The organism is Halopenitus malekzadehii (assembly GCF_900108505.1).
Classification (GTDB): domain Archaea; phylum Halobacteriota; class Halobacteria; order Halobacteriales; family Haloferacaceae; genus Halopenitus; species Halopenitus malekzadehii.
The window spans coordinates 989,548-1,013,573 of the sequence record NZ_FNWU01000001.1 but is presented as its reverse complement, the minus strand read 5'-3'; the positions used below and the strand labels follow the sequence as shown (position 1 = coordinate 1,013,573).

25 protein-coding genes, 1 other RNA gene and 1 pseudogene are annotated in these 24,026 nt (G+C 66.8%); 12 read left to right on the top strand and 15 right to left on the bottom strand.

All coding sequences use genetic code 11. From position 1 onward, the window contains the following. Position 1: 1 nt before the first annotated feature. On the bottom strand, positions 2-1,756 hold the full coding sequence (locus BLW38_RS05005; protein ID WP_092815116.1) for a PH domain-containing protein: 1,755 nt from the start codon (positions 1,754-1,756) through the stop codon (positions 2-4). After that, complete coding sequence (locus BLW38_RS05000; protein WP_245710069.1) at positions 1,753-2,181, bottom strand: PH domain-containing protein; 429 nt, start codon at positions 2,179-2,181, stop codon at positions 1,753-1,755. Before BLW38_RS05000 ends, BLW38_RS05005 begins: the two co-directional genes overlap by 4 nt. Before the next feature lie 265 nt (positions 2,182-2,446). Here BLW38_RS05000 and BLW38_RS04995 point away from each other — a divergent pair, with 265 nt between their 5' ends. Continuing rightward, positions 2,447-3,736 (top strand): Glu/Leu/Phe/Val family dehydrogenase, encoded by a 1,290-nt coding sequence (locus tag BLW38_RS04995; RefSeq protein ID WP_092815110.1) that lies wholly within the window; start codon positions 2,447-2,449, stop codon positions 3,734-3,736. Between the two features lie 125 nt (positions 3,737-3,861). Here the strand turns inward: BLW38_RS04995 and BLW38_RS04990 are convergent, their stop codons facing one another. After that, the gene (locus BLW38_RS04990; protein WP_092815107.1) at positions 3,862-4,695 is read right to left on the bottom strand and encodes a YqjF family protein; all 834 of its coding nucleotides are present in this window, start codon (positions 4,693-4,695) and stop codon (positions 3,862-3,864) included. A gap of 105 nt (positions 4,696-4,800) precedes the next feature. Further along, positions 4,801-5,229 (bottom strand): EamA family transporter, encoded by a 429-nt coding sequence (locus BLW38_RS04985; protein ID WP_092815683.1) that lies wholly within the window; start codon positions 5,227-5,229, stop codon positions 4,801-4,803. Positions 5,230-5,411: 182 nt separating this feature from the next. On the opposite strand from BLW38_RS04985, the gene icd reads away from it, so the two are divergent. Further along, complete coding sequence (icd, locus tag BLW38_RS04980; protein ID WP_092815104.1) at positions 5,412-6,674, top strand: isocitrate dehydrogenase (NADP(+)); 1,263 nt, start codon at positions 5,412-5,414, stop codon at positions 6,672-6,674. 126 nt (positions 6,675-6,800) lie between these two features. On the opposite strand, the gene BLW38_RS04975 is transcribed toward icd, so the two are convergent. Beyond that, positions 6,801-7,598 carry an SDR family oxidoreductase gene (locus BLW38_RS04975; protein WP_092815101.1) on the bottom strand — a complete coding sequence of 266 codons (798 nt, stop codon included), beginning with the start codon at positions 7,596-7,598 and terminating at the stop codon, positions 6,801-6,803. Positions 7,599-7,703: 105 nt separating this feature from the next. Here BLW38_RS04975 and BLW38_RS04970 point away from each other — a divergent pair, with 105 nt between their 5' ends. The 4 genes from BLW38_RS04970 (at position 7,704) to ffs (ending at position 9,593) form a co-directional block, all read left to right on the top strand. Continuing rightward, positions 7,704-8,054, top strand: a complete 351-nt coding sequence (locus BLW38_RS04970) for a cupin domain-containing protein (RefSeq protein WP_092815098.1) — start codon at positions 7,704-7,706, stop codon at positions 8,052-8,054. 85 nt (positions 8,055-8,139) lie between these two features. Beyond that, positions 8,140-8,634 carry a redoxin domain-containing protein gene (locus BLW38_RS04965; protein ID WP_092815095.1) on the top strand — a complete coding sequence of 165 codons (495 nt, stop codon included), beginning with the start codon at positions 8,140-8,142 and terminating at the stop codon, positions 8,632-8,634. An 88-nt stretch (positions 8,635-8,722) separates the two neighbouring features. Then, positions 8,723-9,139, top strand: coding sequence for a DUF7548 family protein (locus BLW38_RS04960; RefSeq protein WP_092815092.1), 417 nt, complete (start codon positions 8,723-8,725; stop codon positions 9,137-9,139). 142 nt (positions 9,140-9,281) lie between these two features. Continuing rightward, an RNA gene (gene ffs, locus BLW38_RS04955) (signal recognition particle sRNA) lies at positions 9,282-9,593 on the top strand. A 51-nt stretch (positions 9,594-9,644) separates the two neighbouring features. On the opposite strand, the gene BLW38_RS04950 is transcribed toward ffs, so the two are convergent. Beyond that, complete coding sequence (locus BLW38_RS04950) at positions 9,645-9,941, bottom strand: hypothetical protein (protein WP_092815089.1); 297 nt, start codon at positions 9,939-9,941, stop codon at positions 9,645-9,647. Between the two features lie 85 nt (positions 9,942-10,026). Between BLW38_RS04950 and BLW38_RS04945 the strand changes: the two genes are divergently transcribed. Then, positions 10,027-10,314: a zinc ribbon domain-containing protein gene (locus BLW38_RS04945; protein WP_092815086.1), complete on the top strand. Its 288-nt coding sequence runs from the start codon at positions 10,027-10,029 to the stop codon at positions 10,312-10,314. Between the two features lie 82 nt (positions 10,315-10,396). After that, positions 10,397-10,708, top strand: coding sequence for a DUF7111 family protein (locus BLW38_RS04940; RefSeq protein ID WP_177167425.1), 312 nt, complete (start codon positions 10,397-10,399; stop codon positions 10,706-10,708). A gap of 34 nt (positions 10,709-10,742) precedes the next feature. Here BLW38_RS04940 and BLW38_RS04935 read toward each other — a convergent pair whose 3' ends face one another. Then, complete coding sequence (locus BLW38_RS04935) at positions 10,743-11,438, bottom strand: protein sorting system archaetidylserine synthase (protein WP_092815083.1); 696 nt, start codon at positions 11,436-11,438, stop codon at positions 10,743-10,745. A 97-nt stretch (positions 11,439-11,535) separates the two neighbouring features. On the opposite strand from BLW38_RS04935, the gene BLW38_RS04930 reads away from it, so the two are divergent. The 3 genes from BLW38_RS04930 to BLW38_RS04920 all read left to right on the top strand — a co-directional run bounded on the left by BLW38_RS04930 (position 11,536) and on the right by BLW38_RS04920 (position 15,567). Beyond that, entirely contained in the window at positions 11,536-11,976 is a 441-nt protein-coding gene (locus tag BLW38_RS04930; protein WP_092815080.1) for a cupredoxin domain-containing protein, read from the top strand. Positions 11,977-11,979: 3 nt separating this feature from the next. Further along, positions 11,980-12,792 (top strand): sulfite exporter TauE/SafE family protein, encoded by an 813-nt coding sequence (locus tag BLW38_RS04925; protein WP_092815078.1) that lies wholly within the window; start codon positions 11,980-11,982, stop codon positions 12,790-12,792. A gap of 141 nt (positions 12,793-12,933) precedes the next feature. Then, on the top strand, positions 12,934-15,567 hold the full coding sequence (locus BLW38_RS04920; RefSeq protein ID WP_092815075.1) for a heavy metal translocating P-type ATPase: 2,634 nt from the start codon (positions 12,934-12,936) through the stop codon (positions 15,565-15,567). Between the two features lie 45 nt (positions 15,568-15,612). On the opposite strand, the gene BLW38_RS04915 is transcribed toward BLW38_RS04920, so the two are convergent. The 4 genes from BLW38_RS04915 to BLW38_RS04900 all read right to left on the bottom strand — a co-directional run bounded on the left by BLW38_RS04915 (position 15,613) and on the right by BLW38_RS04900 (position 19,365). Next, positions 15,613-16,143 (bottom strand): OsmC family protein, encoded by a 531-nt coding sequence (locus tag BLW38_RS04915; protein WP_092815072.1) that lies wholly within the window; start codon positions 16,141-16,143, stop codon positions 15,613-15,615. Between the two features lie 93 nt (positions 16,144-16,236). Continuing rightward, positions 16,237-17,514: an Asp-tRNA(Asn)/Glu-tRNA(Gln) amidotransferase subunit GatA gene (gatA, locus tag BLW38_RS04910; RefSeq protein ID WP_092815068.1), complete on the bottom strand. Its 1,278-nt coding sequence runs from the start codon at positions 17,512-17,514 to the stop codon at positions 16,237-16,239. Next, positions 17,515-17,889, bottom strand: coding sequence for an Asp-tRNA(Asn)/Glu-tRNA(Gln) amidotransferase subunit GatC (gatC, locus tag BLW38_RS04905; RefSeq protein WP_092815065.1), 375 nt, complete (start codon positions 17,887-17,889; stop codon positions 17,515-17,517). 90 nt (positions 17,890-17,979) lie between these two features. After that, positions 17,980-19,365 (bottom strand): glycosyltransferase family 2 protein, encoded by a 1,386-nt coding sequence (locus BLW38_RS04900; RefSeq protein WP_092815062.1) that lies wholly within the window; start codon positions 19,363-19,365, stop codon positions 17,980-17,982. A gap of 191 nt (positions 19,366-19,556) precedes the next feature. Between BLW38_RS04900 and BLW38_RS04895 the strand changes: the two genes are divergently transcribed. Continuing rightward, positions 19,557-20,282 carry a ribosome assembly factor SBDS gene (locus tag BLW38_RS04895; protein ID WP_092815059.1) on the top strand — a complete coding sequence of 242 codons (726 nt, stop codon included), beginning with the start codon at positions 19,557-19,559 and terminating at the stop codon, positions 20,280-20,282. A 3-nt stretch (positions 20,283-20,285) separates the two neighbouring features. Here BLW38_RS04895 and BLW38_RS04890 read toward each other — a convergent pair whose 3' ends face one another. The 4 genes and pseudogenes from BLW38_RS04890 to BLW38_RS04875 all read right to left on the bottom strand — a co-directional run bounded on the left by BLW38_RS04890 (position 20,286) and on the right by BLW38_RS04875 (position 23,859). After that, positions 20,286-21,065 (bottom strand): VOC family protein, encoded by a 780-nt coding sequence (locus BLW38_RS04890; protein WP_092815055.1) that lies wholly within the window; start codon positions 21,063-21,065, stop codon positions 20,286-20,288. An 85-nt stretch (positions 21,066-21,150) separates the two neighbouring features. Further along, entirely contained in the window at positions 21,151-22,263 is a 1,113-nt protein-coding gene (locus BLW38_RS04885; RefSeq protein WP_092815052.1) for a phytoene/squalene synthase family protein, read from the bottom strand. Positions 22,264-22,501: 238 nt separating this feature from the next. Then, positions 22,502-23,112: pseudogene (locus BLW38_RS04880) on the bottom strand (IS6 family transposase). Between the two features lie 258 nt (positions 23,113-23,370). Next, positions 23,371-23,859: an Lrp/AsnC family transcriptional regulator gene (locus tag BLW38_RS04875; protein WP_092815049.1), complete on the bottom strand. Its 489-nt coding sequence runs from the start codon at positions 23,857-23,859 to the stop codon at positions 23,371-23,373. Between the last annotated feature and the right edge of the window lie 167 nt (positions 23,860-24,026).

Sequence of the window (24,026 nt, the reverse complement as noted above, 5' to 3'; positions counted from 1 at the left end):
GTCACCGTTCGTCGTCGGAATTCCCATCAGCGTCGGGATCCGCGTCGGAGTGCCGATCCGCGTCGGCGTCTGGATCCACGTCAGCGTTGGAACCCGTCTCCGATGAGTATGCGTCGGCCGCTGACTGAGTCTCGTCCGTGACCCACCGAAACTCGCCATCGCCCGCTGACCGATCAACGTCCGGTGTCCCCGTTTCGTTTTCGACCGGCGGACGCTCCGGATCGGCCGTCACATCGGTGGGTGTAGCGTTCGAGCTCCCGCGACCACGCCGTTCAGCCAGCGCCGTTCGCAGCCGGTCGGAGAGGTCCGCGCGGAGTCGATCGGCGTCGGCGGCGTCGACGTCCAACGCGGCGGCATCGCGCCCGATGAACCCGCTGGAGCCGGCGGTATCGGCGACGACCGTCGCGATCCGCCATCGACGCTGGAACACGGTTCGTGCGTCGATCAGCGTCTGGATCCGGTAGTAGGGAACCACACGCGTCTTCCGCTTCCAGAACCCGACACGCGTGAGAAGGTGGTTCTCGCCGAGCCAGTAGCCGCGGTGAACCCACTTGTAGTGGGCCGCGATCACGGCAACGGGAACGAGCGCCGCCGTGACGTACCACGGTATCGTGGCGGCAACGAACCGATCGGCGCCGAACGCGATCGCGGTGAGGGCCACGACGATCGCGACGTATCGGATCGCGTATCGAACGCGAACACGCGCAGGCGGTCGCCGGAAGTCGGGGTCGTCGAACGCCTCGATCTCACGCGCCAGCTCGCGAACCCGATCGCGGCGAGCAAGCGGTACGGCCGCTTGGCTACCGTACGTGCCGCCCTGTCCGGGGGCATAGCCCGCCGTTTCGATCGTCAGCGTCGCGTATCCAGCCAGCCGTTTCGCCGGGTTGTCGGTGATCGTCAGGCTCTGCACCTTGTCGGTCGGGATCGACCCGGAGTACCGTTTGAACAGCCCTCGCTCGTACCGAAGGTCGTCACCCGTCCGGGTCAACCGGAACCCGTAGTAGTTGGTGATGGCGACCGCCGCGCCGACCATCCAGGAGGCCACGAGCAACAGCCCGAGGGCGATGACCCCGGTGATCGTGACGACGAAAGCGGTCGTCGACGGCAGAAACCCCGAGAGAACGGGGACCGACCCGGAGCCGACGAACGCCAGGAGGCCGATCAGCCGTGGATCGAACGAGAGCGCACCGACGAGAGCCAGTTCCGCAGGCGAGAGGGTGAACAGCTCCGTTTCCGGGTCCTCGGTCGGCACGGGAGGCTTCGAGCCATCGGCGGAATCCAGATCGCTGGCCCGCCGGTCGGCTTCCTGCGCCGCCGACCGTTCGTCAGCTCGTGTCGCCTTTCGTCGCCGGATCTCCCGCTGGAGATCGGTCGCCCGCGAGGCGGCCACGTACCGGATCGCGCCCTCGGTGGAGGACCCACCGGCGGTTTCGAGATCGACGGCGGCGATGCCGAGAAGCCGCTGGAGGACGTTCCGGGAGACGTCGACGTTCTGGATCCGTCCGTACGGGATCTCCCGATCACGCCGGGAGATCACGCCGGACGCGATGTCGAACGTGTCGAGAGTACACTCGTACTCGAACCGCCGATAATAGGCGGTCTCGTAGGCGAGCGCGGCTGCCGCGACCAGCACGCCGATGCCGATCGTGACGACACCATCGACCGTCCCGGACGTGCCGAGGAAAAACAGCGCGACGAGGACCGTCGACGCCTTCTGAAGGGCGCGGTACGGGATCGAGAGCGGGGACAGTTTCACACCGCGTCCTCCCCGTCGGCACGGATCGCGAGCCGTTTGAGCGTCTCGCGGACGTCGTCGGCGTCCTCGGGGGTCAACCCCGGGATCCGGACGTCGGCGCCGCGCGATCCGGCCGTATACACCACGCAGGACGCCAAGCCGGTGGCTCGTTCGACCGGGCCGCGGCGGGAGTCGACGTGTTGGATCCGGACGAGCGGCACCACCGTTCGAACGCGGGTGATGACCCCACGATCGAGGTACAGCGCGTCCTCGCGGATGGCGTACGACCAGCGCCGGTATCGGACGATCGCGTACGGAACCGCCAGCGCCAGCGTGAGGCCGCCGACCAGGGCAGGCAGCCACCGCGGCGTTTCGACGAACCGGCCGATGGCGACCGTGAGGCCGGCGAGGAGAGCGGCGATCAGGACCGAACGGAGGATCCACACGACGCGGATCCGGCCGTCGAGTCGACGGGTGACGGTCGCCGGATCCGGGGGTGGCGACTCGGCCGCGGAGTCGGAGGTGGGGTCGGCAGCCATACCCCCGGCTTGTTCGGCGTCGGATATAAGTCTCGGGAGGCGGCGACCGCCCCGTTCGCACCGAACCGGCGACGACGCTCGACCGAGATGACTGCTGAACCGTGGACTGGCAATAATTGTCACAACCGAAGATACCCGAAACTGATTTCGGGGGGGATGCTGCACTCGGGATATGGGCAACGACGATCCGTTCGAGAACATGCTCGCCCAGATGGACCGCGCCGAGGCGTACGCCGACGTCGACCACGGCGTGTTCGAGCGGCTCAAATACCCCGAGCGGACGCTCAAGGTGACGCTCCCGGTCGAGCTCGAATCGGGAGGCGTGGAAGTGTTCGAGGGGTATCGGTGCCAGTTCGACAGCGCCCGCGGTCCGTTCAAAGGCGGGGTCCGCTACCACCCAAGCGTCACCCAGCGGGAGGTCGAGGCCCTCGCGGGCTGGATGACCTGGAAGTGCGCCCTAGTGGACCTTCCGTACGGAGGCGCCAAGGGCGGCGTCATCTGTGAGCCCAAGGATCTCACCGACAACGACCTCGAACGGCTCACCCGGCGGTACACCGAGGGGATTCGTCGGCTGATCGGCCCCGAGACCGACGTGCCGGCGCCGGATATGAACACGAACCCGCAGACGATGGCCTGGATGATGGACACCTACTCGATGTACGAGGGATACACGGTCCCGAAGGTCGTCACGGGCAAGCCCCTCGAGATCGGCGGGACGCCCGGACGCGTGGCCGCGACCGGCCGGGGAGTCTCCATCGTCACCGAGCGTCTCTTCGAGTATCTGGAGGACGACCTCGGCGACGCGACGGTCGCCGTCCAGGGGTTCGGCAACGTGGGGTCACACGCCGCGCGGCTGCTCGATGACGCCGGCGCGCGGATCGTGGCAACCTCGGACGTGACCGGTGCGGCCTACGATCCCGACGGGCTCGACGTCCCGACGCTCGGCGCGCACGTCGACGCCGGCGGGCTGATCGAGGAGTACACCGCCGGCGATCTCAAGGGCGCGGAGCGCACACAGTGGGACGAGCCCGAGCAGATATCCAACGCCGACCTGCTCGAACTCGACGTCGACGTGCTCATCCCCGCGGCCGTCGAGGGCGTCATCACCGCCGAGAACGCCGACCGGGTCCGAGCGAACGCGATCGTCGAGGCCGCCAACGGGCCGACCACGGTCGCGGCCGACGAGGTGCTCTCCCAGCGCGACGTGCAGATCGTGCCGGACATCCTCGCGAACGCCGGCGGCGTCATCGTTTCCTACCTCGAGTGGGTCCAGAACTCCCAGGAGTTCTCCTGGCCCCTCGAGACGGTCAATGCCGAACTCGAGCGGCGGATCGGCTCGGCCTTCGACGAGACCATCGAGCGGTACGACCAGGGCGACGTTCCGGATCTCCGGACCGCAGCGTACACGATCGCGCTTGAGCGGATCGCGCGTGCCCACGAGTACCGTGGTCTGTTCCCGTAGGCCACGCCGACGCCGGACTATCGCACCTGACGCCCGCATACTCATCGCCCGCATACTCATTGCTCTCACACTCATTGCCCGCATACTCATTGCTCTCACACTCATTGCCCGCATACTCATTGCTCTCACACTCGGCGGATCCGGTCGGCAGTGACCGAAAGCGATCGACAGTAATGAACCAGGGGATCGCCATCCGGACGGTCGTACCCGTTCGCCGCGAACAGCGCGTTGGCCCGGATCTCCGCACTCGCCTCCCGCAGGGGCCAGGGCTCGTGGTCGATCTCCCCGCAGTAGAGTCCGCTCGGAAGTAGCGCTGCGTCCCCCGCTGTGGCGTAAAACCGGTAGTTCTCGGTGAGAAACGCCGCCCGCGTTTCAGGCTCGGGCGTGGTCGGGCCGCCGGTTTCGGGGCTGGTCGGATGAACGGTCGCGTCGAAGTCGGCAGGGTCCGCGCCGCCGTGCGTGCGCCGACTCCGAACGTGAACCGCCGTGATCGATGGCTCGACGACTCCGGACACGTTCTCGTTCGGCGTGGCTGCTTCCGGCGTTGTCTCGGCGGCTGGCTCCGTCCCCATATTCGGCCTCGCGCCCGACCGGGCCCCGGTGGCGATCTCGTGCCTAACCGACGTGTCGGCGCGGTAGTACGGCAGCGCAAATAGCGTCCGTGCGATCGCGACACCGATCGGATCGTCGGCGTCCAGCGAGTGGAAGTAGACACCCGGTCCGGCCGGGCCGTCGACGTAGGTTCGAAGGTTGAGTTCGACGAACGAGAGTCCGATCGGGAGTCCCCGTATCCGGATGTCGCGCATCACGAAGGGAACGACGCCGAGGTAGGCGTCCCCGTCGACGGTCGCGACTTCGAGCCGGTCCGGTAGTCGATCCGCCACGGTGGCGGGATCGACGGGCCAATGGAGAAACCCGACGTCTTCCCAGGTCATCTCGATCGGATCGCGGCCGAACATACTGGGAGATGGGGGCGGCCGACTCAAAGGTTTGACTCCAGCGCAAGCGTGACCCCAGCGGACTGTCGATCGCAATATCGCGGCTCCGAGTACGACGTCGACGCCTCAGGCCGTCGAGACGAGGTAGACGCCCCCGATGGCGAAGGCGATCCCGACGGCTTTCTGTAGCGTCAGCGACTCGCCGAGCACGGCGATTCCGATGACGGAGCTGAACACGAGGAAGGTCGCGAAGATGGGCGTGACGACGCTCACGGGACCGAGCGCGAGGGCACGGTAGTACGAGAGGATCCCCACCGCGAGGAAACAGCCCGCGCCGAGGACGTAGACGACCTTCGGGCTCCCGAGATGACCCGCGAGGTCCTGTCCGCTGAACAGGACGACGGCGACCGCGGCGACGACGAGGATGAGGTTCGAGATCGCCGCGGCGACGTCGCTCGGGATCGCGTTCGACCCGGACGTCGCGATCCGCATCAGGGGGGCGACGAGCGCGTAGGCCGCGACGGCCAACAGCGAGTAGGGGACGTACGGTTGCATCATTCGGACCCTGTGCCGGTGTCGGCTTGTCGGTTCCGATCGGTGAACGTCTTTCCGGAACCGGACGAACCGATAGCGGGCGTGCATCGGAGAGAGACACCCGATCCGAATCGGCGATCCGGGGCGCCTACGCCGGGAAAGCGGGTGTTTTTTTAGGTCGGTTTGGTAAGCCTTAGCCGACTATGAGTACGAACCATATATCCGCCCCAGAGGACGGAACACGGATCACGCTCGTCGACGAGGAGACCGGCGAGCTGAACGTTCCCGACACGCCGATCATTCCGATCATCTACGGCGACGGGATCGGTACCGACGTCGGTCCGGCCGCCCAAACGGTGCTCGACGCCGCCGCTGAGGCGACCGACCGATCGATCGCCTGGATGCGCGTGTATGCGGGAGAGTCCGCCCGCGAAAAGTACGATGAAAACCTCCCACAGGAGACCGTCGACGCGATCCGCGAACACCGCGTCGCCATCAAGGGCCCGCTCACGACGCCGGTCGGCGCCGGGTTCCGGAGTCTCAACGTCGCGCTGCGCAAGAAGCTCGACCTCTTCGCCAACGTCCGTCCGACCTATCACCTCGAGGGCGTCCCATCGCCGGTCAAAGATCCCGGGCAGATGGACATGGTTACCTTCCGGGAAAACACGGAGGACGTCTACGCGGGCATCGAGTGGGAGGCCGGCACCGACGAGTCCGAGCAGGTCCGGACGTACCTCGAGGACGAGATGGACGTCCCGGACGTCATCCACGACGGTCCCGTCGGCATCGGCGTCAAACCCATCTCCGAGTTCGGTTCCAAACGGCTCATTCGCGAGGCGATCGACTACGCGGTCGCCAACGAACGCGATTCGGTCACCCTCGTCCACAAGGGCAACATTATGAAGTTCACCGAGGGGGCCTTCCGGGACTGGGGCTACGAGGTCGCCGAGGAGGAGTACGGCGAGAACGTCATCACCGAGGACCAGCTGTGGGACGAATACGACGGCGAGCAGCCGGCGGGAACGGTCGTCGTCAATGACCGCATCGCCGACAATATGCTCCAGCAGATCCTCACTCGGACGGACGAATACTCGGTCATCGCGACGATGAACCTCAACGGTGACTATATGTCCGATGCCGCCGGCGCCCAGATCGGCGGACTCGGCATCGCGCCGGGGATCAACCGTGGCCACGGCCGCTGTCTGGCCGAGCCGGTCCACGGGTCGGCGCCGAAATACGCCGGCGAGGACAAGGTCAATCCGACCGCGATGATCCTCTCGGGCCGTGAGATGCTCGAGTACCTCGGCTGGAACGACGCGGCCGACCTCGTCCGCGACGCCGTCGAGGAGACCATCTCCGCCGGTACGGTTACTTACGACCTGCATCGACAGATCGAGGGCGGGGAGAAGCTCTCCACCAGCGAGTTCGCCGACACGGTCGTCGAGAACATCCACGATCTGGCCTAACCGGCCACCACCGACGGCGGAACTACAGACGACACCGTATTTTTCGAAACGGGCGCCTCCAAAGCGACGTACAGAGCGAGGAGCGGCGGAGACACCGCGTCGGCTGTGCGTCGATGCCGTCGCTCGCTACAGGTTCGATTTGCCGGCACCGCCGTCGATCGGGATCGCCTGGCCGTTGATGTAGCCGGCCTTCGGCGAGGAGAGGAACGCGACGGTGTTGCCGAGCTCCATCGGGTCACCGATGCGACCGAGCGGGTTCGAGGAGCCGCGCTCCGCGAGCCCCTGCTCGTAGCTCTCGTACTCGCCGCGCTCGACGCCCTGTTCGATCAGATCCTCGATCCGGGACGTCTCGTGGGCGCTTGGGAGGACCGCGTTGGCACGGACTTCGGGTGCGAGCTCCTTCGAGACCGTCTTTTCGAGCCCGATGACGCCCATCCGGACCGAGTTCGAAAGGACCAGCGAGTCGATCGCCTCCTTGACGCTGCGGGAGGTGATGTTGACGATCGTGCCGCCGCCGTCGGCCTGGAGCGGATCGGCGGCCTCGCGAACGAGGCGGACGACGCTCATCACGAGCAGGTCGTAGGCCTCGTACCAGTCCTCGTCGTCGGTCTCCAGGAAGGGACCGCTCGGCGGACCGCCCGCGGAGGTCACGAGGTGGTCGAGACCGCCGAACTCGTCGACGGTGGTCTCGACGAGGGTTTCGATGTCGTTCTCGTCGGTCAGATCACCCTGGATCGGGAGCACACGGGCGTCGCCGGCGGCTTCCTCGCGAAGCTCCGCAGCAGCTTCCTCCAGTGCGTCCACATCCCGACCGTTGATCGCGACGTTGACACCCTCGCGGACGAGTGCGGTCGCCGAGGCGTTCCCCAATCCACGGCTCGATGCCGTGACCAGTGCCGAATTATCGGCGATTTCGAGGTCCATACGGAACGATATCGGGTCGAATACGGAAACGTTTCTCGCATCCCGCAGGACGCGCCGGGATCACATAATGCGGAACCGTTTTGCGACGATGTCCCAACATCGGGTATGGACCACGTCGCATTCGACGACGCGGAGACGTACGAACCGGACGACGGCTGGATGCGGGCGGCCCTGGCAGGAAGCGACCAGTTCTCCGTCGAGTGGTTCGAGAAGCCACCGGGACACAGCTCGCCGATGCACGACCACGAGAACGAGCAGGTGTGCCTCTGTCTGGAGGGCGAGCTGACCGTGGAGTCGGACTCGGGCGAGACGGTCACGCTCGAGCGGTACGACTCGGTGAAACTCGACGGGTGGGAGGCGCATCGCGTCGAGAACACCGGCGACGAGCGCGCGGTGGGGCTCGACGTCTTCGCGCCCGGCCGCTCGTTCGACTTCTGGACCGACCGCGAGGAGTGAGTGTCGCCGGTATCGGTGTCCCGTGGGGTCCCACCTGCGCTCCCGAGCACGGGTGTATATATGCCGTCCCCGTCTCACGGGGCGTATGGTCGACGTCGGAGACGAAGCACCCGATTTCGCGGTCCCGCTCGCCGGCGGCGCGGCGTACAACGATCTGGACGACTTTCGGCTCTCGGACCGGATCGGCGATGGCCCCGTCGTGTTGGCGTTCTACCCCGCGGCGTTCACGGGCGGATGTACCGAGGAGATGTGTACCTTCAGCGATAGGCTGTCGGACTTCGAAGCGCTCGACGCCGACGTCTACGGCATCAGCGTCGATCTCCCGTTCGCGCAGAACGTTTGGATGGAGACCGAGGACATCGACGTTCCGATGCTCTCCGACTGGGATCACGAGGTGATCCGGAAATACGACGTCGTCTACGGAGACATGTACGACCGGATCGAGGTCGCCCAGCGGAGCGTGTTCGTGATCGACGACGACGGGATCGTCACCTATCGGTGGATCCGCGAGGGCGAGAATCCCGACTTTGAAACGTTCGTTCCCGAGGTCCGCGAGGCCGTCGCGGCCGCCGCCGAGTGAGACGCCTGCAGGTCGGCTGCCGAGTGGGGTCTCTCGGCCGCTCGCGTCGATCGTCCCTTTTTAAGCTGCCCCGCACGAAGCCGGCGGTATGAACGTCCGTCACCTCGCGCCCCGGGTCGGCGCGCTGGTCTGTTTTCTCACGGTGATCGTCGCCGCGGCACCGTTTCTCCTGATCGACGGGTACGCCGATCTGATCGGCGCCTACTACGGCGCCGGCCCGATCGGACTCACGGCGATCGTCCTCTTTACCGCCGTCGGCGGCGTCGCGTTCGCCTCGGCCGAGCGCGGGAACGTCGATCCGGTCACGATGGCCGGCGGGCTCGTCGCGCTGGGCGTCGTCGTCCTCGTCGGTGCGGTGCTCTGGTGGTTCGCGCTCGACGACACCGTGTTGTACAGCTTTCCACGGGAGTATCGCTGGATCGAGTGGCATCCGTCGGCGGTCGTCGTCGCCGCGATCGGGGTCGCCGCCAGCGCCGGCGTGTACGCCCGATCGGTGCTTGAGTGATCGACGGTTGTCGGACTGGTGGTCAAGGGTGGCCCGCGGCGTCAGGGATCATCGGCCTCGGAGATCGTCGGCGTCGTCGGCGTCGACGGTGACGACCGACCCCGTGGAACGAAAGGCCCTTAAGGCGGACCGGTGTACGACCGAGCGGACTAGGTCGGGCGGTTAGGCCCCGCCCGTTACCCGTGAGGTAGTCTTCAGCGGGGACCGAACGCCGGGGGAGTCCGGTCGGACCGACTCGGGCCCCGGGAGCCAACGTGGAAACCTCGTCCGACGGGGACAGCGGTTCGCGGCGTCCGCTCGCAGGAGCGGTCCGTCGTGGTTCGTCGGTGGTACCGGGTCAGGCGCGGAAGCGAGCAGCCCACCGCCGGACGTGCGTCGCTCGTCGGATCGCGGGGTGGAGGAGGCAACCGGGATTCCCCGTGTCGGAACGCCGGGCGAATCCGGTCGTCCACCATTCATACGCCGTTCATCCCGTCCCGTCGTTCGTCCGTGAGCCGTGCGTTCCTTACTCCGACCGATCTTCCTGCTTGGCGACGACGTCGGTCAGGATGTCCGCGAGTTGCCCCGCCTCCGCGGCGGTGAGTTCCGCGCTCGCGATCCCGGTTCCGTGGTCGCCCGCGGTCGTCTCGATGCTCACGATGATCCGGTCCTCGTCGTCGGTCGTCTCGACGTCGATCGACGCGTAATCGGGAGATTCGCCGGGTGCCCCGACCGAGAGGTCGCTTTCCCCCACGCTCACGTCGATCGAGGTTCGGTCCGGGCGGGCCAGGTCGATCGTCGTCCACGGATCGGGCTCGCTCATACGGGCACCAACGGCGGCGATCCCCTTCAGTCGTCCGGCACCCGGAGCCGTGCCTTTATAAGATATCCCGGTCGAACGTGGTGACGTGGCCGATCGACGGACGGTCCGCTGTCTCGGCTGTGAGGAGGTGATCGACGCGGATGCCCGCGTGTGTCCCCACTGCGGCGAGCTCCAGCCGACGCCGATTCTCGCCGCCGGGGCGGTCGTGATCGGGGTGTTCGCGTTCCTGTTCGGGTTCCTGCTCGGGGCGTTTACCGTCGGACTCACCCGCTGGATCGGCTTCACGCTCGCGGTCGTCGGGTTCGGCCTCGCCGTCGGCGGCTACACGAGCTATCTCGACTCGAAGGCCCAACGTGGCGGGCGAGCGAGGTAGACGTCGGCACCGACGCCCGACGAGCGGCTCCCGTCCTCGCGTCGATCGATGGGTTCGAAGGCCCCCGGCCCGAACGCGAGGTATGGCTGATCCGACCCGAACCGACGCGAGCGATGGCTCGTCCACGGTTACCGTCGACGCCGGCGACGTCACCGCGACATACATCGAAACCGACGGCGAGCGCGTGCTCGCGTTCGACCGCGAGGGACGGACCGCGGCGATCGCACAGAACGTCGACGGCTACGCGATGCTGAAGGTTCGAACCGCGGCGGACGGGGACGAGCTGGAGCGCTACTACGGGTTCGATATGGCGCTCGACCACGTCGCCGAGCGGTTGGATGTGGCCGTCGCCGACCTCCCGATTCCGGAGGCGGCCGCGGATATGGGGATGTGACCGCTGGCGGACGTGACGGACCGTTTTGCTCCGGTCACTCCCCGAGATGTAACTCGTCGCGCCAGTAGAACCAGGGGCCGAAGACGAGGTAGCTGCCGGCCAGAAACAGCAGCGCGAACGCGAAGACGCGCCCCCAGTAGCCGGTGAGGACGATCGTGATCGCCTGCACGACGCCCATAACGATCGCGTCCTGTGCGTGGAGGTCCGGGTAGGTCACCCGCGAGACCATCAGGACCGCAAGCAGTGCAGTCCCGGGGACCAGCACGACCGGATCGGTGTAGCCCGCCAGGACGGTCGCCGCGATCAGGGTCGCGGCGAGGGTCGTCTGCACGCCCTTCGTCTCGTCGCTCTCGAGGTCGTAGGCGGCGTAGAGCCCGAGACGGGTGACCGCCATCGCGACGTACGCCGCGCCGACGGCGATTCCGGCGAGGAAGGCGGGGTTCGACGTCGCCATCCCGGTCGACTCCAGCGTGATCGCGGCGATCGTCGCGGGAGCGACGCCGAAGGTCGCGACGTCGGCCAGCGAGTCGAGGTGGTCTCCGGCCGGCGTGGAGCCGTGCGTCCGGGCGATGATCCCGTCGAGCGCGTCGGCGATGGCGCCGAACAGCACGAGCCGGGCAGCGAGCTCGACGTCGATCGTTGCCGCCACGACCGCCAGAAAGCCGATCGCCGCGTTCGCGACGGTGACGGCGTCCGCGAGCCCGAGTCGGCCGGCGAACCGCGGCTTCATACCCATCGGGTCGTGGACGGGCTTTTTACCTGTTGTTATTCTCAGAACCCGGGAGCGGACCGCCGTACATAAGCCCGCGGGTCGCTGACGAGGAGATATGCAGCGGAGACGGTTCCTTTCGCGCCTGGCCGGGTCGGCGACGGTGGCCGCCACGCTCCCGATCGCCGGCTGTCTGGGCGGTGCTGCGGGTGGGTCCGGTGACGAGTCCGACTACGACGTCGGAATGACCGCGACGACGTTTCGCCCCCAGGAGGTCACGATCGCCGTCGGCGAAGCCGTGACCTGGCGGAACACGAGCGCGCGGACCCACACCGTCACCGCCTACGAGGGTGCCATTCCCGAGGACGCGGAGTTCTTCGCGACCGGCGGATACGACGACGAGGCGACCGCCCGCGACGCGTGGTGGAGCGATCGCGGCGGCGCCCTGGAGAACGGCGATGAGTTCACCCGAACCTTCGAGGTTCCGGGTCGGTACGACTACGTCTGTATCCCCCACGAGCAGGCCGGAATGATCGGCGCCGTCATCGTCGAGGAGTGACCGATGGTGCCGACCGCCGCGGAGCTGTTCGGCGTCGACGTCGCGCTGTTCCTGCTCGTCGGGCTGCTCGGCGGCGCCCACTGTATCGGAATGTGTGGGCCCCTCGTTACGGTCTACGCCGACCGGATGGGGCCCGGATCGGATGCAGCCAGCGACGGCGCAGCTGGGGGGAGTCGGGACTCACACCTCACCACCTACGAGGTCCGCCAGCACGCGCTGTTCAACGTCGGGCGAGCGACGAGCTACACCCTGATTGGGGCGCTTGTGGGCGCGCTCGGCGGCGCCGTCTTTCTCACTGCGGAGACGCTCACGTCGACGGCGGGACTGGTTCGGGGCGTCGTCGGCGTCCTCGTCGGACTGTTCGTGGTCGCGATCGGCGTCAAATACCTACTCGGAAGCGCGGCTGCCGGGATCCACCTGCCAGGGCTTGACCGCGTCACGGGACGACTGATGACCCACGTCGACCGGCTCGCAAACGGCCCCGGGATCATCGTCCTTGGCGGCCTCCACGGACTGTTGCCGTGTCCGATCCTCTACCCGGCGTACCTCTACGCGTTTGCGAGTGGCTCCGCGGGATCGGGCGCGCTCGCGCTTGCGGCGCTCGGCGTCGGAACGATCCCGGCCGTCTTCGCCTATGGAACCGTCATCGAGGCGGTCGACGCGGTCCACCGCCGACGACTGCACCGCCTGCTCGGCGTCGTGTTCCTGGCGCTGGGATACGTGCTGTTCGCCCACGGGCTGATGAGCCTGGGCATTCACGTTCCCCACCCGATGTTCCCGTTCTACGACCCCCTGAGCGGGGCCGCCGGCCATTGACCGGGGTCACGACTCCCTGATCGAGGCCGTTCCCAGACGCAACAGTCATTCACCTCCGGATCGAACCCAACACAACGCGAACGGTCGGCTCGTCACGACCGAGCACGTCGCGGCGAATCGGCCGACCCACGCCCGCATCCCATGACCGAGGACCAGACCTGCACGCTCTGTGACCTTCCCGCCGCCGACATCGTCGACGCCGCCGGCAACCCGTTTTGCTGTCCCGGCTGCCGGGACGTCCACGAGACGCTCGGGTCGGTCGACGACGTCGATGCCGCCGACGTCCGGGAGCGTGTACACGACTCCGAGGGAGCCGAGGGGGAACCGACCGTGCCCGACGACCACGAGCCCACGTTCCTCGAGGTCGACGGGATGCACTGTGCGACCTGCGAGGCGTTCATCGAGTCGGCCGCCGCAGCGACCGACGGCGTCAGCGACGCGAGCGCGAGCTACGTGACCGAGACGGTGCGGATCGACCACGACCCCGAGGCGGTCTCGGCGGCCGACCTACGGGAGGCCGTCTCCGGGCTCGGCTACAGCGCGTACGACCGGGACGACGCCTTCCGCCGCCGGCGCGCCGACGCCATCGCGACGGTCCGGCTCGCGGTCGGCGTGCTCGTCGGGATGATGGTGATGTTGCAGTACGTCGCGATCATCTATCCGACCTACTTCGACGGCCTGTTCTACACCGACGCGATGGCCCGGTTCCTCTCGGATGCACTCCGGCACTCCTCGAGCACGTACTTCTACGGCTTCATCGGCATCCTCACGACGATCGTCGTGGTCGTGACCGGCAAGCCGATCCTCCGTGGCGCGTACGTGAGTCTCCGGACCCGGTCGCCGAATATGGACCTGCTCGTCGCGCTGGCGGCAATGAGCGCGTACGCCTACTCGGTGCTCTCGATCGCGACCGGGAAGGAACACGTCTACTTCGACGTGACCGTCGCGATCATCGTGATCGTCACGATCGGCACCCACTACGAGACGTCGATCAAACGCCGCGCGACCGAGCGACTCTCGGATCTGACCGCCGTTCGCGTCGACGAGGCGCGCCGGCTGGTCGACACGGACAGAACCGGAGACGACGGCACGGTCGGAGGTGGCGAACCCACGGCGGACGCAGACGCGTCGGATCCACCAGGTGTCGACGCCGACGCCGAGACCGTCGCGATCGAGGACCTCGGCTCGGGCGATCGCCTGCTCGTTCGGGCCGGCGAGCGCGTCCCGGTCGACGGCGAGGTCGTGGATGGTGAGGGCGCGGTCGACGAGTCGGTCGTGACCGGCGAGTCGCTGCCCGTGGACAAGCGGCCGGGCGACACGGTCGTCGGCGGGTCGGTCCTCGCCGACGGAGCGCTCGTCGTGCAGGTCGGCGAGGGCGCGACGAGCAGCCTCGACCGGATCGCCGAGCTCGTCTGGGACCTCCAGAGTTCCAACCACGGGATCCAGGCGCTCGCCGACCGGCTCGCGACGGTCTTCGTGCCCGTCGTGCTCGCCATCGCCGCGGTGGCGACCGTCGGAACCCTCCTGGTCGGGGCGCCGCCCGCGGAGGCGCTGTTGGTCGGACTCACCGTTCTCATCGTCTCGTGTCCATGCGCGCTCGGACTAGCGACGCCGCTTGCGGTCGCCGCCGGGATCCGCGACGCGCTCGCGCGGTCGATCGTCGTCTTCGACGACACCGTCTTCGAGCGCGTCCGCGAGGCCGATACGGTGGTCCTCGACAAGACCGGCACGCTGACGACCGGCGAGACGCGGGTGGTCGACCACGACCTTGACCCCGACCTCCTCGAATGCGCCGCCGCCCTCGAGGGTCGGTCCGCCCACCCCGTCGGCACCGCGATCGCGAACGCGGTCGTGGATGAGACCGCTGGCGACGCCGACGAGGGACGGGGCGTGACCGCAACGGACGGCGGGTCGTCGGTCACGTCCACGCGATCGGCCGCCGAGGAGGCACCGGACGACGATGGGATGGCGGCCGCGACCGCAACGAGCGACGGGACGGGTTCGATCGAGGAGCCCGCCGAGCCATATCGCGTCGAGTCCTTCCGAAGCCACCGAACCGGCGTGTCGGGCGTGGTCGACGGCGAGGAAGTGCTCGTGGGCCATCCCGACCTCTTCGCGGAGCGTGGCTGGGCGGTTCCGGACGCGATCGCCGACCGGATCGCGGACGCACGCGCGGTAGGTCGCGTCCCGGTCGCGGTCGGCCGCGACGGCGAGGCGGAGGGAACGATCGTGGTCGGTGATGACCTCCGGGATGGCTGGCGGGAGACGGTTGCGGAACTCGACGACCGCGGGGTTGACGTCGTCGTCCTCACCGGGGACGACGAGCGGGCGGCGACGGTCTTTGCCGACCACGACGCGGTTTCGCGGGTGTTCGCCGGCGTGCCGCCGGAGGGGAAAGCCGAGACGGTCGGGCGGCTCGCGGCGACCGGGACGACGGTGATGGTCGGCGACGGGACCAACGACGCGCCGGCGCTGGCGCGTGCGGACCTGGGGATCGCGCTCGGCGGCGGGACCGCGATGGCGGCCGACGCCGCCGACGTCGCGATCGTGGACGACGACCTCCGGTCGGTGACGACGACCTTCGACCTCGCGAGCGCCGCGGGCCGGCGCGTCAAGGGGAACATCGCCTGGGCGTTCTGTTACAACGCGATCGCGATCCCGCTTGCGGCGTTCGGTGTCCTAAACCCGCTGTTCGCCGCGATCGCGATGGGAACGAGCAGCCTGCTCGTGGTGGCGAACTCCTCGCGACCGCTCGTGGGCGACGACGGGGAGTGAGAGCCCGACCGTCCCGGCTCGTTCACGTTCCAGTCGGTGGTTGCTTTAGTCAACGTTCCAGTCGGTCTCGATCTCCGGCGGGTCGATGAGCGTCTGGTAGACGACGCAGTACTTCTCGGTCGCCCGCTCGAAGGTGACCGCCGTCTCGGGATCGATCGACTCCCCGTCGGCCGGATCGACGTCGATCGAGAGGCGGATGTCCTCGAAGCCGACCGGCGCGTCCTCGGCGACGCCCATCGTGCCCCGGAGGTCGAGGTCGCCCTCGACGTCGACGCTCACGTCCGCGTCGATGCCGAAGTTCTCCGCGACCGCCTGCGCGGTGAGCTGTGAACAGGCCGCCAGCGCGCCGAGCAGCAGGTCGCCCGAGCAGGCCCCCGAGCCCGGGCCGCCGGCGCCCTCGTGGAGCTCGGCCTCGTAGATCGCCCGGCCGATGTCGACGTTGCAGGCGCGTCCCTCCTCGGCCTGCTCGGCACCGGTGGCCGACAGCGTCACCTTCGCCGCGTCCGGGTTCTCCTCGTACTCCGCCTTCAGCGGCTTCTGGATCTCCGGCAAGTCCCGATCGGTGGATTCCGACATACCCATCGGTGGGTGGTGAGGACAGGAACGGATTTGGAGGGCGACAAATACCGCCGTCGTCTGGGACGTAGTTCGTCCTGGCGCGCCGACCGTCTACTCCTCGACGGCGCTTGCGGCCCGGACGATCGTCTCTTCGCCGAATTGGGGGCCGATCAGCTGGAGGCCGACCGGAAGTCCCTCGGCGGTGCCGGCGGGGATGGAGATCGCGGGGAGGTTCGCCAGGTTGACCGGGGTCGTGTTCGCGTCGGCGAGGTACATCGTCATCGGATCGTCGATCCCCTCGCCCAGCTCGAAGGGGAGCACGGGCATCGTCGGGGAGGCGATCACGTCGACGTCCGCGAAGGCGTCGTCGAAGTCCGATCGGACCCACGCGCGGGCGTCCTGTGCCTTCTTGTAGTACTTGTCGTGGTAGCCGGCCGAGAGCGCGTAGGTACCCAGCAGAATCCGGCGTTTGACCTCCTCGCCGAAGCCCTCCGAGCGCGTCTCGGCGAACGTCTCGTTCCAGTTGCCGTCGTGGCCGGCCGAGTGGCCGTATCGGACGCCGTCGAAGCGCGCGAGGTTCGAGGAGGCCTCCGAGGTCGCGATGACGTAGTAGGCCTGAACGGCGTGTTCGACCGACGGGAGCGAGACCTCGACCGTCTCGGCACCCTGCGCCTCGAGGTCGTCGATCGCGGCACGGACGGTTTCGACGACGCCCTCGTGGGCGCCCTCGAAGAGTTCGGGGACGACGCCGATCGTCATCCCGTCGACGTCGCCGTCAGCGGCGGCCGCGTAGTTCGCGTCCGCGCCGGCCTCTCGGGTCGTGGCGTCGTGCGGGTCGGGGCTGGCGATGACGTCAAGCAGCGCCGCCGCGTCCTCGACGGTCCCGGCGATCGGGCCGATCTGCTCGAGGGAGTTCGCGTACGCGATCAGCCCGTATCGCGAGACGAGCCCGTAGGTCGGTTTGATCCCGACGACGCCGCAGAAGGCCGCCGGACAGCGGACCGACCCGCCCGTGTCGGTTCCGAGTGCGAGGTCGGCCTCGCCGGCGGCGACCGCGGCCGCCGAGCCGCCCGATGAGCCGCCGGGGACGCGGTCCGGATCGACCGGATTGCGCGTCGGGCCGAACTGTGACGTCTCCGTGGTCGTCCCCATCCCGAACTCGTCCATGTTCGCCTTGCCGACGATCGTCGCGCCGGCGTCCGTGAGTCGCTCGACGACGGTGGCGTCGTAGGGCGGGACGTAGCCCTCGAGCATCCGGGACCCGCAGGTCGTTTCGACGCCGGCCGTCGAGATGTTGTCCTTGACCGCGACGGTGGCGTCCGCGAGGGGCCCCGCGTCGGCACCCTCGATCGATTCCTCAGTGATGAACGCGTTGAGGTCGGCCGCCATCTACGACACCCGCGGGCCGCGGAAGTAGCCGTCCTCGGTCTCCGAGGCGTTCCGGAGCGCCTCCGACTGGGTGAGCCCCTCACGGACCTCGTCGGGACGCATCACGTTCACGAGCTCCGGTTCGCGGTCGTGTTCGGGGACCTCATCCAGCGTCTCGAAGTACTCGAGGATCTCCGCGAACTGTTCGGGGAACTGCTCCCGCTCCGCCTCCTCGAGGTCGACGCGCGCGAGGCTCGCGACGTGGTCGACGTCCTCGACGTCGACGGCGGTCGCGTCGGTCGCGTCGACAGCCTCCGTCGTGTCCGTGGTTGCGGTGTCTGCGGCGTCCGCCGCGTCCGCAGCCGCCTCGGACCGTTCGTCGGGCGAATCGCTCATACCGATGAGTGTGACGGCCCGGGAGTAAGGGTTTCGAATCCGACGACCACCGCATCCACGATTCGGCCCGGTGGATCCGAATCATCCCCCTCACTTCGGCGTCACCTCGAAATCGGGGGTCGCACCGCGCAGGGTTCCCCAAACCGCGCTCGCGATCGGGACTGCCCACAGCGCCGCGTAGATCGCCTGCGTGATCGGGTTCGAGATCAGGTAGAATCGAGCCTTCTGACGGCGGGTCTCGAGGCGAACCGCGCGCCGCGTCGCCGCGTACGTCCGGCGCGTGAACTCGATCCAACAGAGGAGGTTGAACGCGACGAGGACGGTCACCGGGGTCGGGAGCGTGATCCCCGGTCCGACGAGCACGGACCACGCGACGACCGCGCCAACCGGGATCCCGAGGAAGTTCGCCACCGAGATGGCCTGATTGGCCACGGTGAACGTCCAGAACCGGACCCGTTCCCGCAGCGTGAACTCCGTGCGGAACAGGTGGCCGTAGGGGCCCCCGACCCAACGACGCTTCTGCCGGACCCAGTCCCGGAAGTCGGGCGGACAGAGGTCCTGTACATATCGGTCGATGACCCCGAGTCGGTAGCCGCACAGGTAGGCCGCGACGCCGAGGGTCATGTCCTCGGTGATGGCGTCCGGATCCCAGGCGTCAAGCGCGTACAGGTCGGCGACGCCGATGAAGTAGCCCTTTCCGAGTAGCTGATAGGGTCCCGTGCTGGTTCGGGTGTAGATCGCGTCCGACCAGGCAACGATTCCCATCGCCTCAAGGGTCGGCAACCAGCCGTCCGCGACGTTTCGAACCGTCTGTTTGGCCTGAACGATGTCGTATTCCTCGAGTCCGCCGACCGCGAGCCGAAACGTGTCCGCGGGAAGCGTCGTGTCGGCGTCGGAGACGGTGACCACGTCGTCCGGCTCGAACGATAGCGAGGCGAACGCGTACGTCAGCGCCGCGGCCTTGGTTCGGGGGACGAAGTCGCCGGCGATCAATCGCGCGTTCGCCTGCAGGTAATACGACAGCCCCTCCCGGTCGACCACGTGCGGGACGACGTCCCACCCACGTTCGGCCGCCGCCGCGGCGAGGTCTTCGACGTACCCGCCGACGACGTCGTCGTCCGCCTCGTAAACCACGTAGACGTGGATCGCATCGGTCGGGTACTCCTGGGCGAACACGTCGGCGATCGTCTCCTCGATGACCGCCCGTCGTTCGCTGCGGATCGCCAGGAGAACGTGGATCGGTCGAAACCGATCGGCCCGAGTCGTCCCCGCATCCGCCGTCGCCGAGCCGCCGACATCGCTCCCCCAAACGGGAACGTCGGCGTCGTCACCGCCGAACGGGATCGCGAGGGCCTCGTCGACCCGGTTGACCGGCTGGGTATATAACAGCAAGGCCACCGAGAGGTTGACCAGCCCGTAGATGATCTGGGTGGCCACGAACACGTTCAACAGCGCGGCAACCGACGGTTCAAGCACGCCAGAGACTGTTCGCCCACAGTATATGAAGCTTGGCTCGGTCACGGCAACTGCCGAGTACCGTGACGGTCGATGGCGTTCATCACGGACGATCGCGGACGATCGGGGATCATACCGTCGGGACCGACCGTCGGAGGATCGTGTGACTCTGACGCGGGAGACTTTTTACCACGGGGGAGGAACCGGCGAGTATGATCTCACTCGAGGACGCCGTCACGGCTCGGCTCGAATCACACGGGGAGCGATTCGAGGTGCTGATCGACCCCGACGCGGCGCTGGCGATGAAACGCGGCGACTTCGAGGGCGACCTCGAGGACGTGATCGCCGCCGAGGACGTCTTCGAGAACGCCTCACGCGGCGATCGCCCGGGCGAGTCCGCCCTCGAGGAGGTGTTCGGAACGACCGACCCGATGGCGATCATCCCCGAGGTGGTCGAGCGCGGCGAGATCCAGATCACCGCCGATCAACGCCGCGAGATGCAGGAGCGCAAGCGCAAACAGCTCATCAACACGATCGCGCGCAACGCGATCAATCCCCAGATGGACGACTCGCCGCACCCGCCCGAGCGCATCGACCGCGCCCTCGAGGAGGCCGGGTTCACCATCGATCCGATGGAGCCCGTCGAGAACCAGGTCGACGACGCCCTGGAAGCGCTGCGACCCGTGATCCCGATCCGGTTCGAGGAGATCACGGTCGCCGTGCAGCTGCCGCCGGACTACGCCGGATCCGGCCAGGCGCAGATACGCGAATTCGGCGACCTCGAGCGCGAGGAGTGGCAAAACGACGGATCCTGGGTCGGCGTCGTGACCTTCCCGGCCGGCCTGCAAAACGACTTCTACGACCTGGCCAACGAGGTCTCCTCGGGGAACGCCGAGACGCAGGTCGTCAAGGACAAAGACGACCTCCGAACGCGATAGCGGTCACTCAGCGACGATCGCGATCCGGTGTCCGTCCGGATCGCGAACGCGGACGCCGCCGTCGATCGGTTCCACGATCTCGGTCGCTGCTTCCCCAGTCGCATCGGTTCCACCCACCGAATCCGCCGAACCCGCCGTCGCGATCGCGTCCGCGAGCCGATCGGCATCGGCGTCGGGGTCGTCGCTCGCCAGTCCGAGATCGACGTGACACCCACCACGCGCGTCGGCGATCCCGATGTGTGGTTCCCACAGTTCGAGATCGAACGGCCCCTGGAGGCGGACACGCGGTCGGTCGTCGCCGCGATCGACGACCTCGAAGCCGAGCGAACGGTAGATCGCCTCGCTCCGATCCAGGGACGTGACCTCGAGAACGACCTCGAAGATCCCTGTGAGTGCCGGCGTGTCTCCACGAGTGCCGGCGTCGTCAGTCCCCTCGAGCGTCCCGATCTCGACGCAATGCCCGTCGTGGTCATCGACGTACAGGGACCGATACGCCCCAAACGTCCGTTCGACGGGATTGAGATCCGCACAGCGATCGATCCAGGCGTCGTAGGCGTCAGCGGTCGTCGAGAGGGCGAAATGGGTGTGGACGCCGCCACGCGGGATCGACCGTGGGCGGCGGAGCACGAGGCGTGACCCGGTATCACCGACCGCATAGGCGACTTCCCGATCGGTCCGGTGAATGCGCTCGTGGCCGAGCCCGAGTCGATCCTCGTAGAACTCGCGTGCGCGATCGAGCGACTGGACCTCGAGCGCGAGGTGTGTGAGTCGGGTGATGGTCATCGGTGGGGATGGCGACAGGGGACCGCGGGGGAATCACCGAGCGTCCGGTTCCGGCAACGCGTGTCGGCGTCGAGTGGCGTGCCGGCTACTCGCCCGCGCTCATCGCGCGGTGGAACGGCTTGTTCGCGATCGTTTCCCGCAGGTCGGCAAGCGAGTCGCGACCGGCGTCGCTGGCGGCTGACATCACCGCAAACACCTCCTTGCGGGAGACCTTCACGCCGGTCTCGGTGAGCGCGTCCTCCGGGCGCGACTGGATCTCCCGAAGCGTTCCGACCGCAAGCAGGTAGGGGACGCTCCAGGCGGCCATCGTGTTGCCGTGTTTCAGCGGCATCGTCTCCAAGTACGCCTGGGCGTCGTCGAGGAACGAGTGGGCGTACTCGGCGGTCCGGTCGACGACGCGGGCAGAGGAGTCGTGGTTCTCGGGGTCGACGATCGACTCCTGGTCGACGCCCTCGGCGGCGAGCCATTCGGCCGGGATGTAGACGTTGTTCTCGGCGGTGTAATCGTCGTAGACGTCCTTCGAGACGTTGACGAGCTGGAGGAGCAGGCCGAACTCCTCGGCGGTGTCGTAGAGCCGTTGCACGCGATCGTCGTCGACGTCAGCCCGGGTCAGGAGGTTGGTGATCAGCGTGCCGACGGTGCCGGCGGCATAATAACAGTACTGCTCGAGCTCGTCACGGTCGTCGATCCGGAGCCCGCCCGCCTCCGCGTGCCGGTCGAGGAACATCGCCATCCCGTCAACCATCTCGCGGACCGGGGGCACGATGGCCGCCCGAACGTCCTCGGGGAACTCCTGGAAGGTCGCCACGATCGTCGGCGACCGGGCGACGACCGCCCAGTCCGCGTTCCGCTCCGCCTCGGGCGGGACCCACTCGTCGACGGCCGCGCGGAACTCGTCGATGTCGGTGTCGTCGTCGGGATCGAGAACGGCGTCGTAGGTCTCGAGCAGCTCGGTCTGGGCCGCCGGCGGGATGTGGCCGGCGTCCTCGACGGTATCGGCGACTCGGCAAAGGAGATAGCCGAGACAGATGTGGCTCGCCATCGGCTCCTCGAGCACGTCGACGGTCAGCGCGAAGGTGCGCGACACGCCTTGCACCGCCTCGTGACACCAGTCGAGGTCCGCCCGGGCGGCCTCGTGGTCGCCACCGGCGGCCGACTCGACGTCGGACTCGCCGGCGGATATGTTACGTCCGCTCATTCAGATACCGACCATAGAACGTGCGGGGTAAAAAGTCTCGTGGGGATGGGGTGGACCAGGAAGTCCGTACCGGTGGCCATCGGTCACCCCCTTCCACGGTCACACACAGAACACAGTGCAGGACACCACAAACACAGTGCAGGACACCACAAACACAGTGCAGGGCACCACAGCCAGCCTGATCCTCTCGGCCGGCCACTACGGACAAGCGTGACCATCCTGTGTAGGGAAGCGATCTTCACCAGACACAAAAGGCCTGAACCAAGGTTTCGACGGTTGTCGGATCAGCATACCTAAAATATTGATGAAAATAATATATTCTATTGTATATCTATAAATATATATGTAATGATGTGCCGATTTCCGTGACGAATTGTCCGGAATCGAAGCCTAGACCGACGGAGCGAAGTTGCGAGATATTCTCCATAATCGACGAGAAACCGGCGTTTTCACCGTCGTGTTTCTCACGAAGCCCGTGAAGAAATTGCTGCATTACTACTGTTCTTGTCGTCTTATACGGCCTTACATACCGGACTCTGTTGGTTTTTTGGATCGGAGACAGTAGACGGCCAGAACCGCTGTCCAGTAATTCGGACCACCGTTTCCTCAACTGCGATCTGATTCGGACTCGCGTCGCTGGCGGGCTATCGATCGGCTTTTTGTATCCAGTCGTGAACGCCATTTTATGATCAATAGACACGAAACGTTTCAAATTTAAATATAGTATTTTACAATGATAATTATCACATACAGCCGAATACCGAGCTTCATCAGCTCAGTCGGCGGCCGCTGTCGCTCCACAAAATCCACGTGAGCCAGTCGCGACAACCGCGAGGTGAGCGATTGCAGCCATTGACCAGCCGAAATTCGGCTCGTCTCACGTTTCAGATATCTTATGTTTGAGCCTTCTCACGTTGCAGCCCTAACGAAGACCACGAGAATCACGAACGGGAGCGTGATGCTGACGTGACCCAAGACGATCGACGCGAGTGAGTGAGTGAGGAGCGACCGGTAAGCTGAACGACGGCCGAAACGACGAGCTGAGGACTATCCGGATGGCGGACGCGGTGACGGTTCCCCGGGAGGTGGAATCGCTGGCCAGACCGCCTACTCCTCCAGGATCGCCTCGACGAGCGTTTCGTGCTCGAAGTCGTTGATCGGGTGGCTCTCGTTTTTGACCGTGGTGATCACGAACTTCGAGCTGGTGCGGCGGATCTCGTCGATCGACTCGTAGGACTCCACGAGGTCCTCGACCATCCGCCGGTCGGTGACGTGGGCGATGACGATGAAGTCGGTATCGCCCATCGTGAAGTACACTTGGTTGACCCCTTCGATCTCGCCGATCCGCTCGCCGACGGACTCGTGGTAATCCTCCTCGTACTCGGCGTACACTTCGCTTATCAACACGATGGAGAGTCCCACCTTCGAGAGGTCCATCTCGTAAAGATCGTTCAGAATGACGCCCTTTTCTCGAAGCTGTTCGATCCGGTAGTGAACGGTTGATTTGGGGATCCCCGTGTGTTCGTGGATCCGTTCCGGGCTGTTGATCCGTTCCGATGCGATCGTCTTGAGGATACGCAGGTCTTTTTCGTCCATAGGTGTCGCGGGCTCGAACGTGGCTCGACGCCGACGAACCGACCGCCGTTCCGTGTGTGTTTGAACCACGTTCAGTTATGGAAGCATAGTTCGACTTACGTATTAATTCTTTCCCATCGGAACGGGTTTCGCACGCGCGTTCGAGCATCGATCGCCCTTCTGCCGGG

Bases quoted from the DNA above. Each gene is read 5' to 3' on its own strand.
- BLW38_RS04995 (WP_092815110.1), top strand. From the start codon at position 2,447: ATGGGCAACGACGATCCGTTCGAGAACATGCTCGCCCAGATGGACCGC.
- BLW38_RS04990 (WP_092815107.1), bottom strand. From the start codon at position 4,695: ATGTTCGGCCGCGATCCGATCGAGATGACCTGGGAAGACGTCGGGTTT.
- BLW38_RS04985 (WP_092815683.1), bottom strand. From the start codon at position 5,229: ATGCAACCGTACGTCCCCTACTCGCTGTTGGCCGTCGCGGCCTACGCG.
- icd (WP_092815104.1), top strand. From the start codon at position 5,412: ATGAGTACGAACCATATATCCGCCCCAGAGGACGGAACACGGATCACG.
- BLW38_RS04975 (WP_092815101.1), bottom strand. From the start codon at position 7,598: ATGGACCTCGAAATCGCCGATAATTCGGCACTGGTCACGGCATCGAGC.
- BLW38_RS04970 (WP_092815098.1), top strand. From the start codon at position 7,704: ATGGACCACGTCGCATTCGACGACGCGGAGACGTACGAACCGGACGAC.
- BLW38_RS04965 (WP_092815095.1), top strand. From the start codon at position 8,140: ATGGTCGACGTCGGAGACGAAGCACCCGATTTCGCGGTCCCGCTCGCC.
- BLW38_RS04960 (WP_092815092.1), top strand. From the start codon at position 8,723: ATGAACGTCCGTCACCTCGCGCCCCGGGTCGGCGCGCTGGTCTGTTTT.
- BLW38_RS04950 (WP_092815089.1), bottom strand. From the start codon at position 9,941: ATGAGCGAGCCCGATCCGTGGACGACGATCGACCTGGCCCGCCCGGAC.
- BLW38_RS04940 (WP_177167425.1), top strand. From the start codon at position 10,397: ATGGCTGATCCGACCCGAACCGACGCGAGCGATGGCTCGTCCACGGTT.
- BLW38_RS04935 (WP_092815083.1), bottom strand. From the start codon at position 11,438: ATGAAGCCGCGGTTCGCCGGCCGACTCGGGCTCGCGGACGCCGTCACC.
- BLW38_RS04930 (WP_092815080.1), top strand. From the start codon at position 11,536: ATGCAGCGGAGACGGTTCCTTTCGCGCCTGGCCGGGTCGGCGACGGTG.
- BLW38_RS04925 (WP_092815078.1), top strand. From the start codon at position 11,980: ATGGTGCCGACCGCCGCGGAGCTGTTCGGCGTCGACGTCGCGCTGTTC.
- BLW38_RS04920 (WP_092815075.1), top strand. From the start codon at position 12,934: ATGACCGAGGACCAGACCTGCACGCTCTGTGACCTTCCCGCCGCCGAC.
- BLW38_RS04915 (WP_092815072.1), bottom strand. From the start codon at position 16,143: ATGTCGGAATCCACCGATCGGGACTTGCCGGAGATCCAGAAGCCGCTG.
- gatA (WP_092815068.1), bottom strand. From the start codon at position 17,514: ATGGCGGCCGACCTCAACGCGTTCATCACTGAGGAATCGATCGAGGGT.
- gatC (WP_092815065.1), bottom strand. From the start codon at position 17,889: ATGAGCGATTCGCCCGACGAACGGTCCGAGGCGGCTGCGGACGCGGCG.
- BLW38_RS04895 (WP_092815059.1), top strand. From the start codon at position 19,557: ATGATCTCACTCGAGGACGCCGTCACGGCTCGGCTCGAATCACACGGG.
- BLW38_RS04890 (WP_092815055.1), bottom strand. From the start codon at position 21,065: ATGACCATCACCCGACTCACACACCTCGCGCTCGAGGTCCAGTCGCTC.
- BLW38_RS04885 (WP_092815052.1), bottom strand. From the start codon at position 22,263: ATGAGCGGACGTAACATATCCGCCGGCGAGTCCGACGTCGAGTCGGCC.
- BLW38_RS04875 (WP_092815049.1), bottom strand. From the start codon at position 23,859: ATGGACGAAAAAGACCTGCGTATCCTCAAGACGATCGCATCGGAACGG.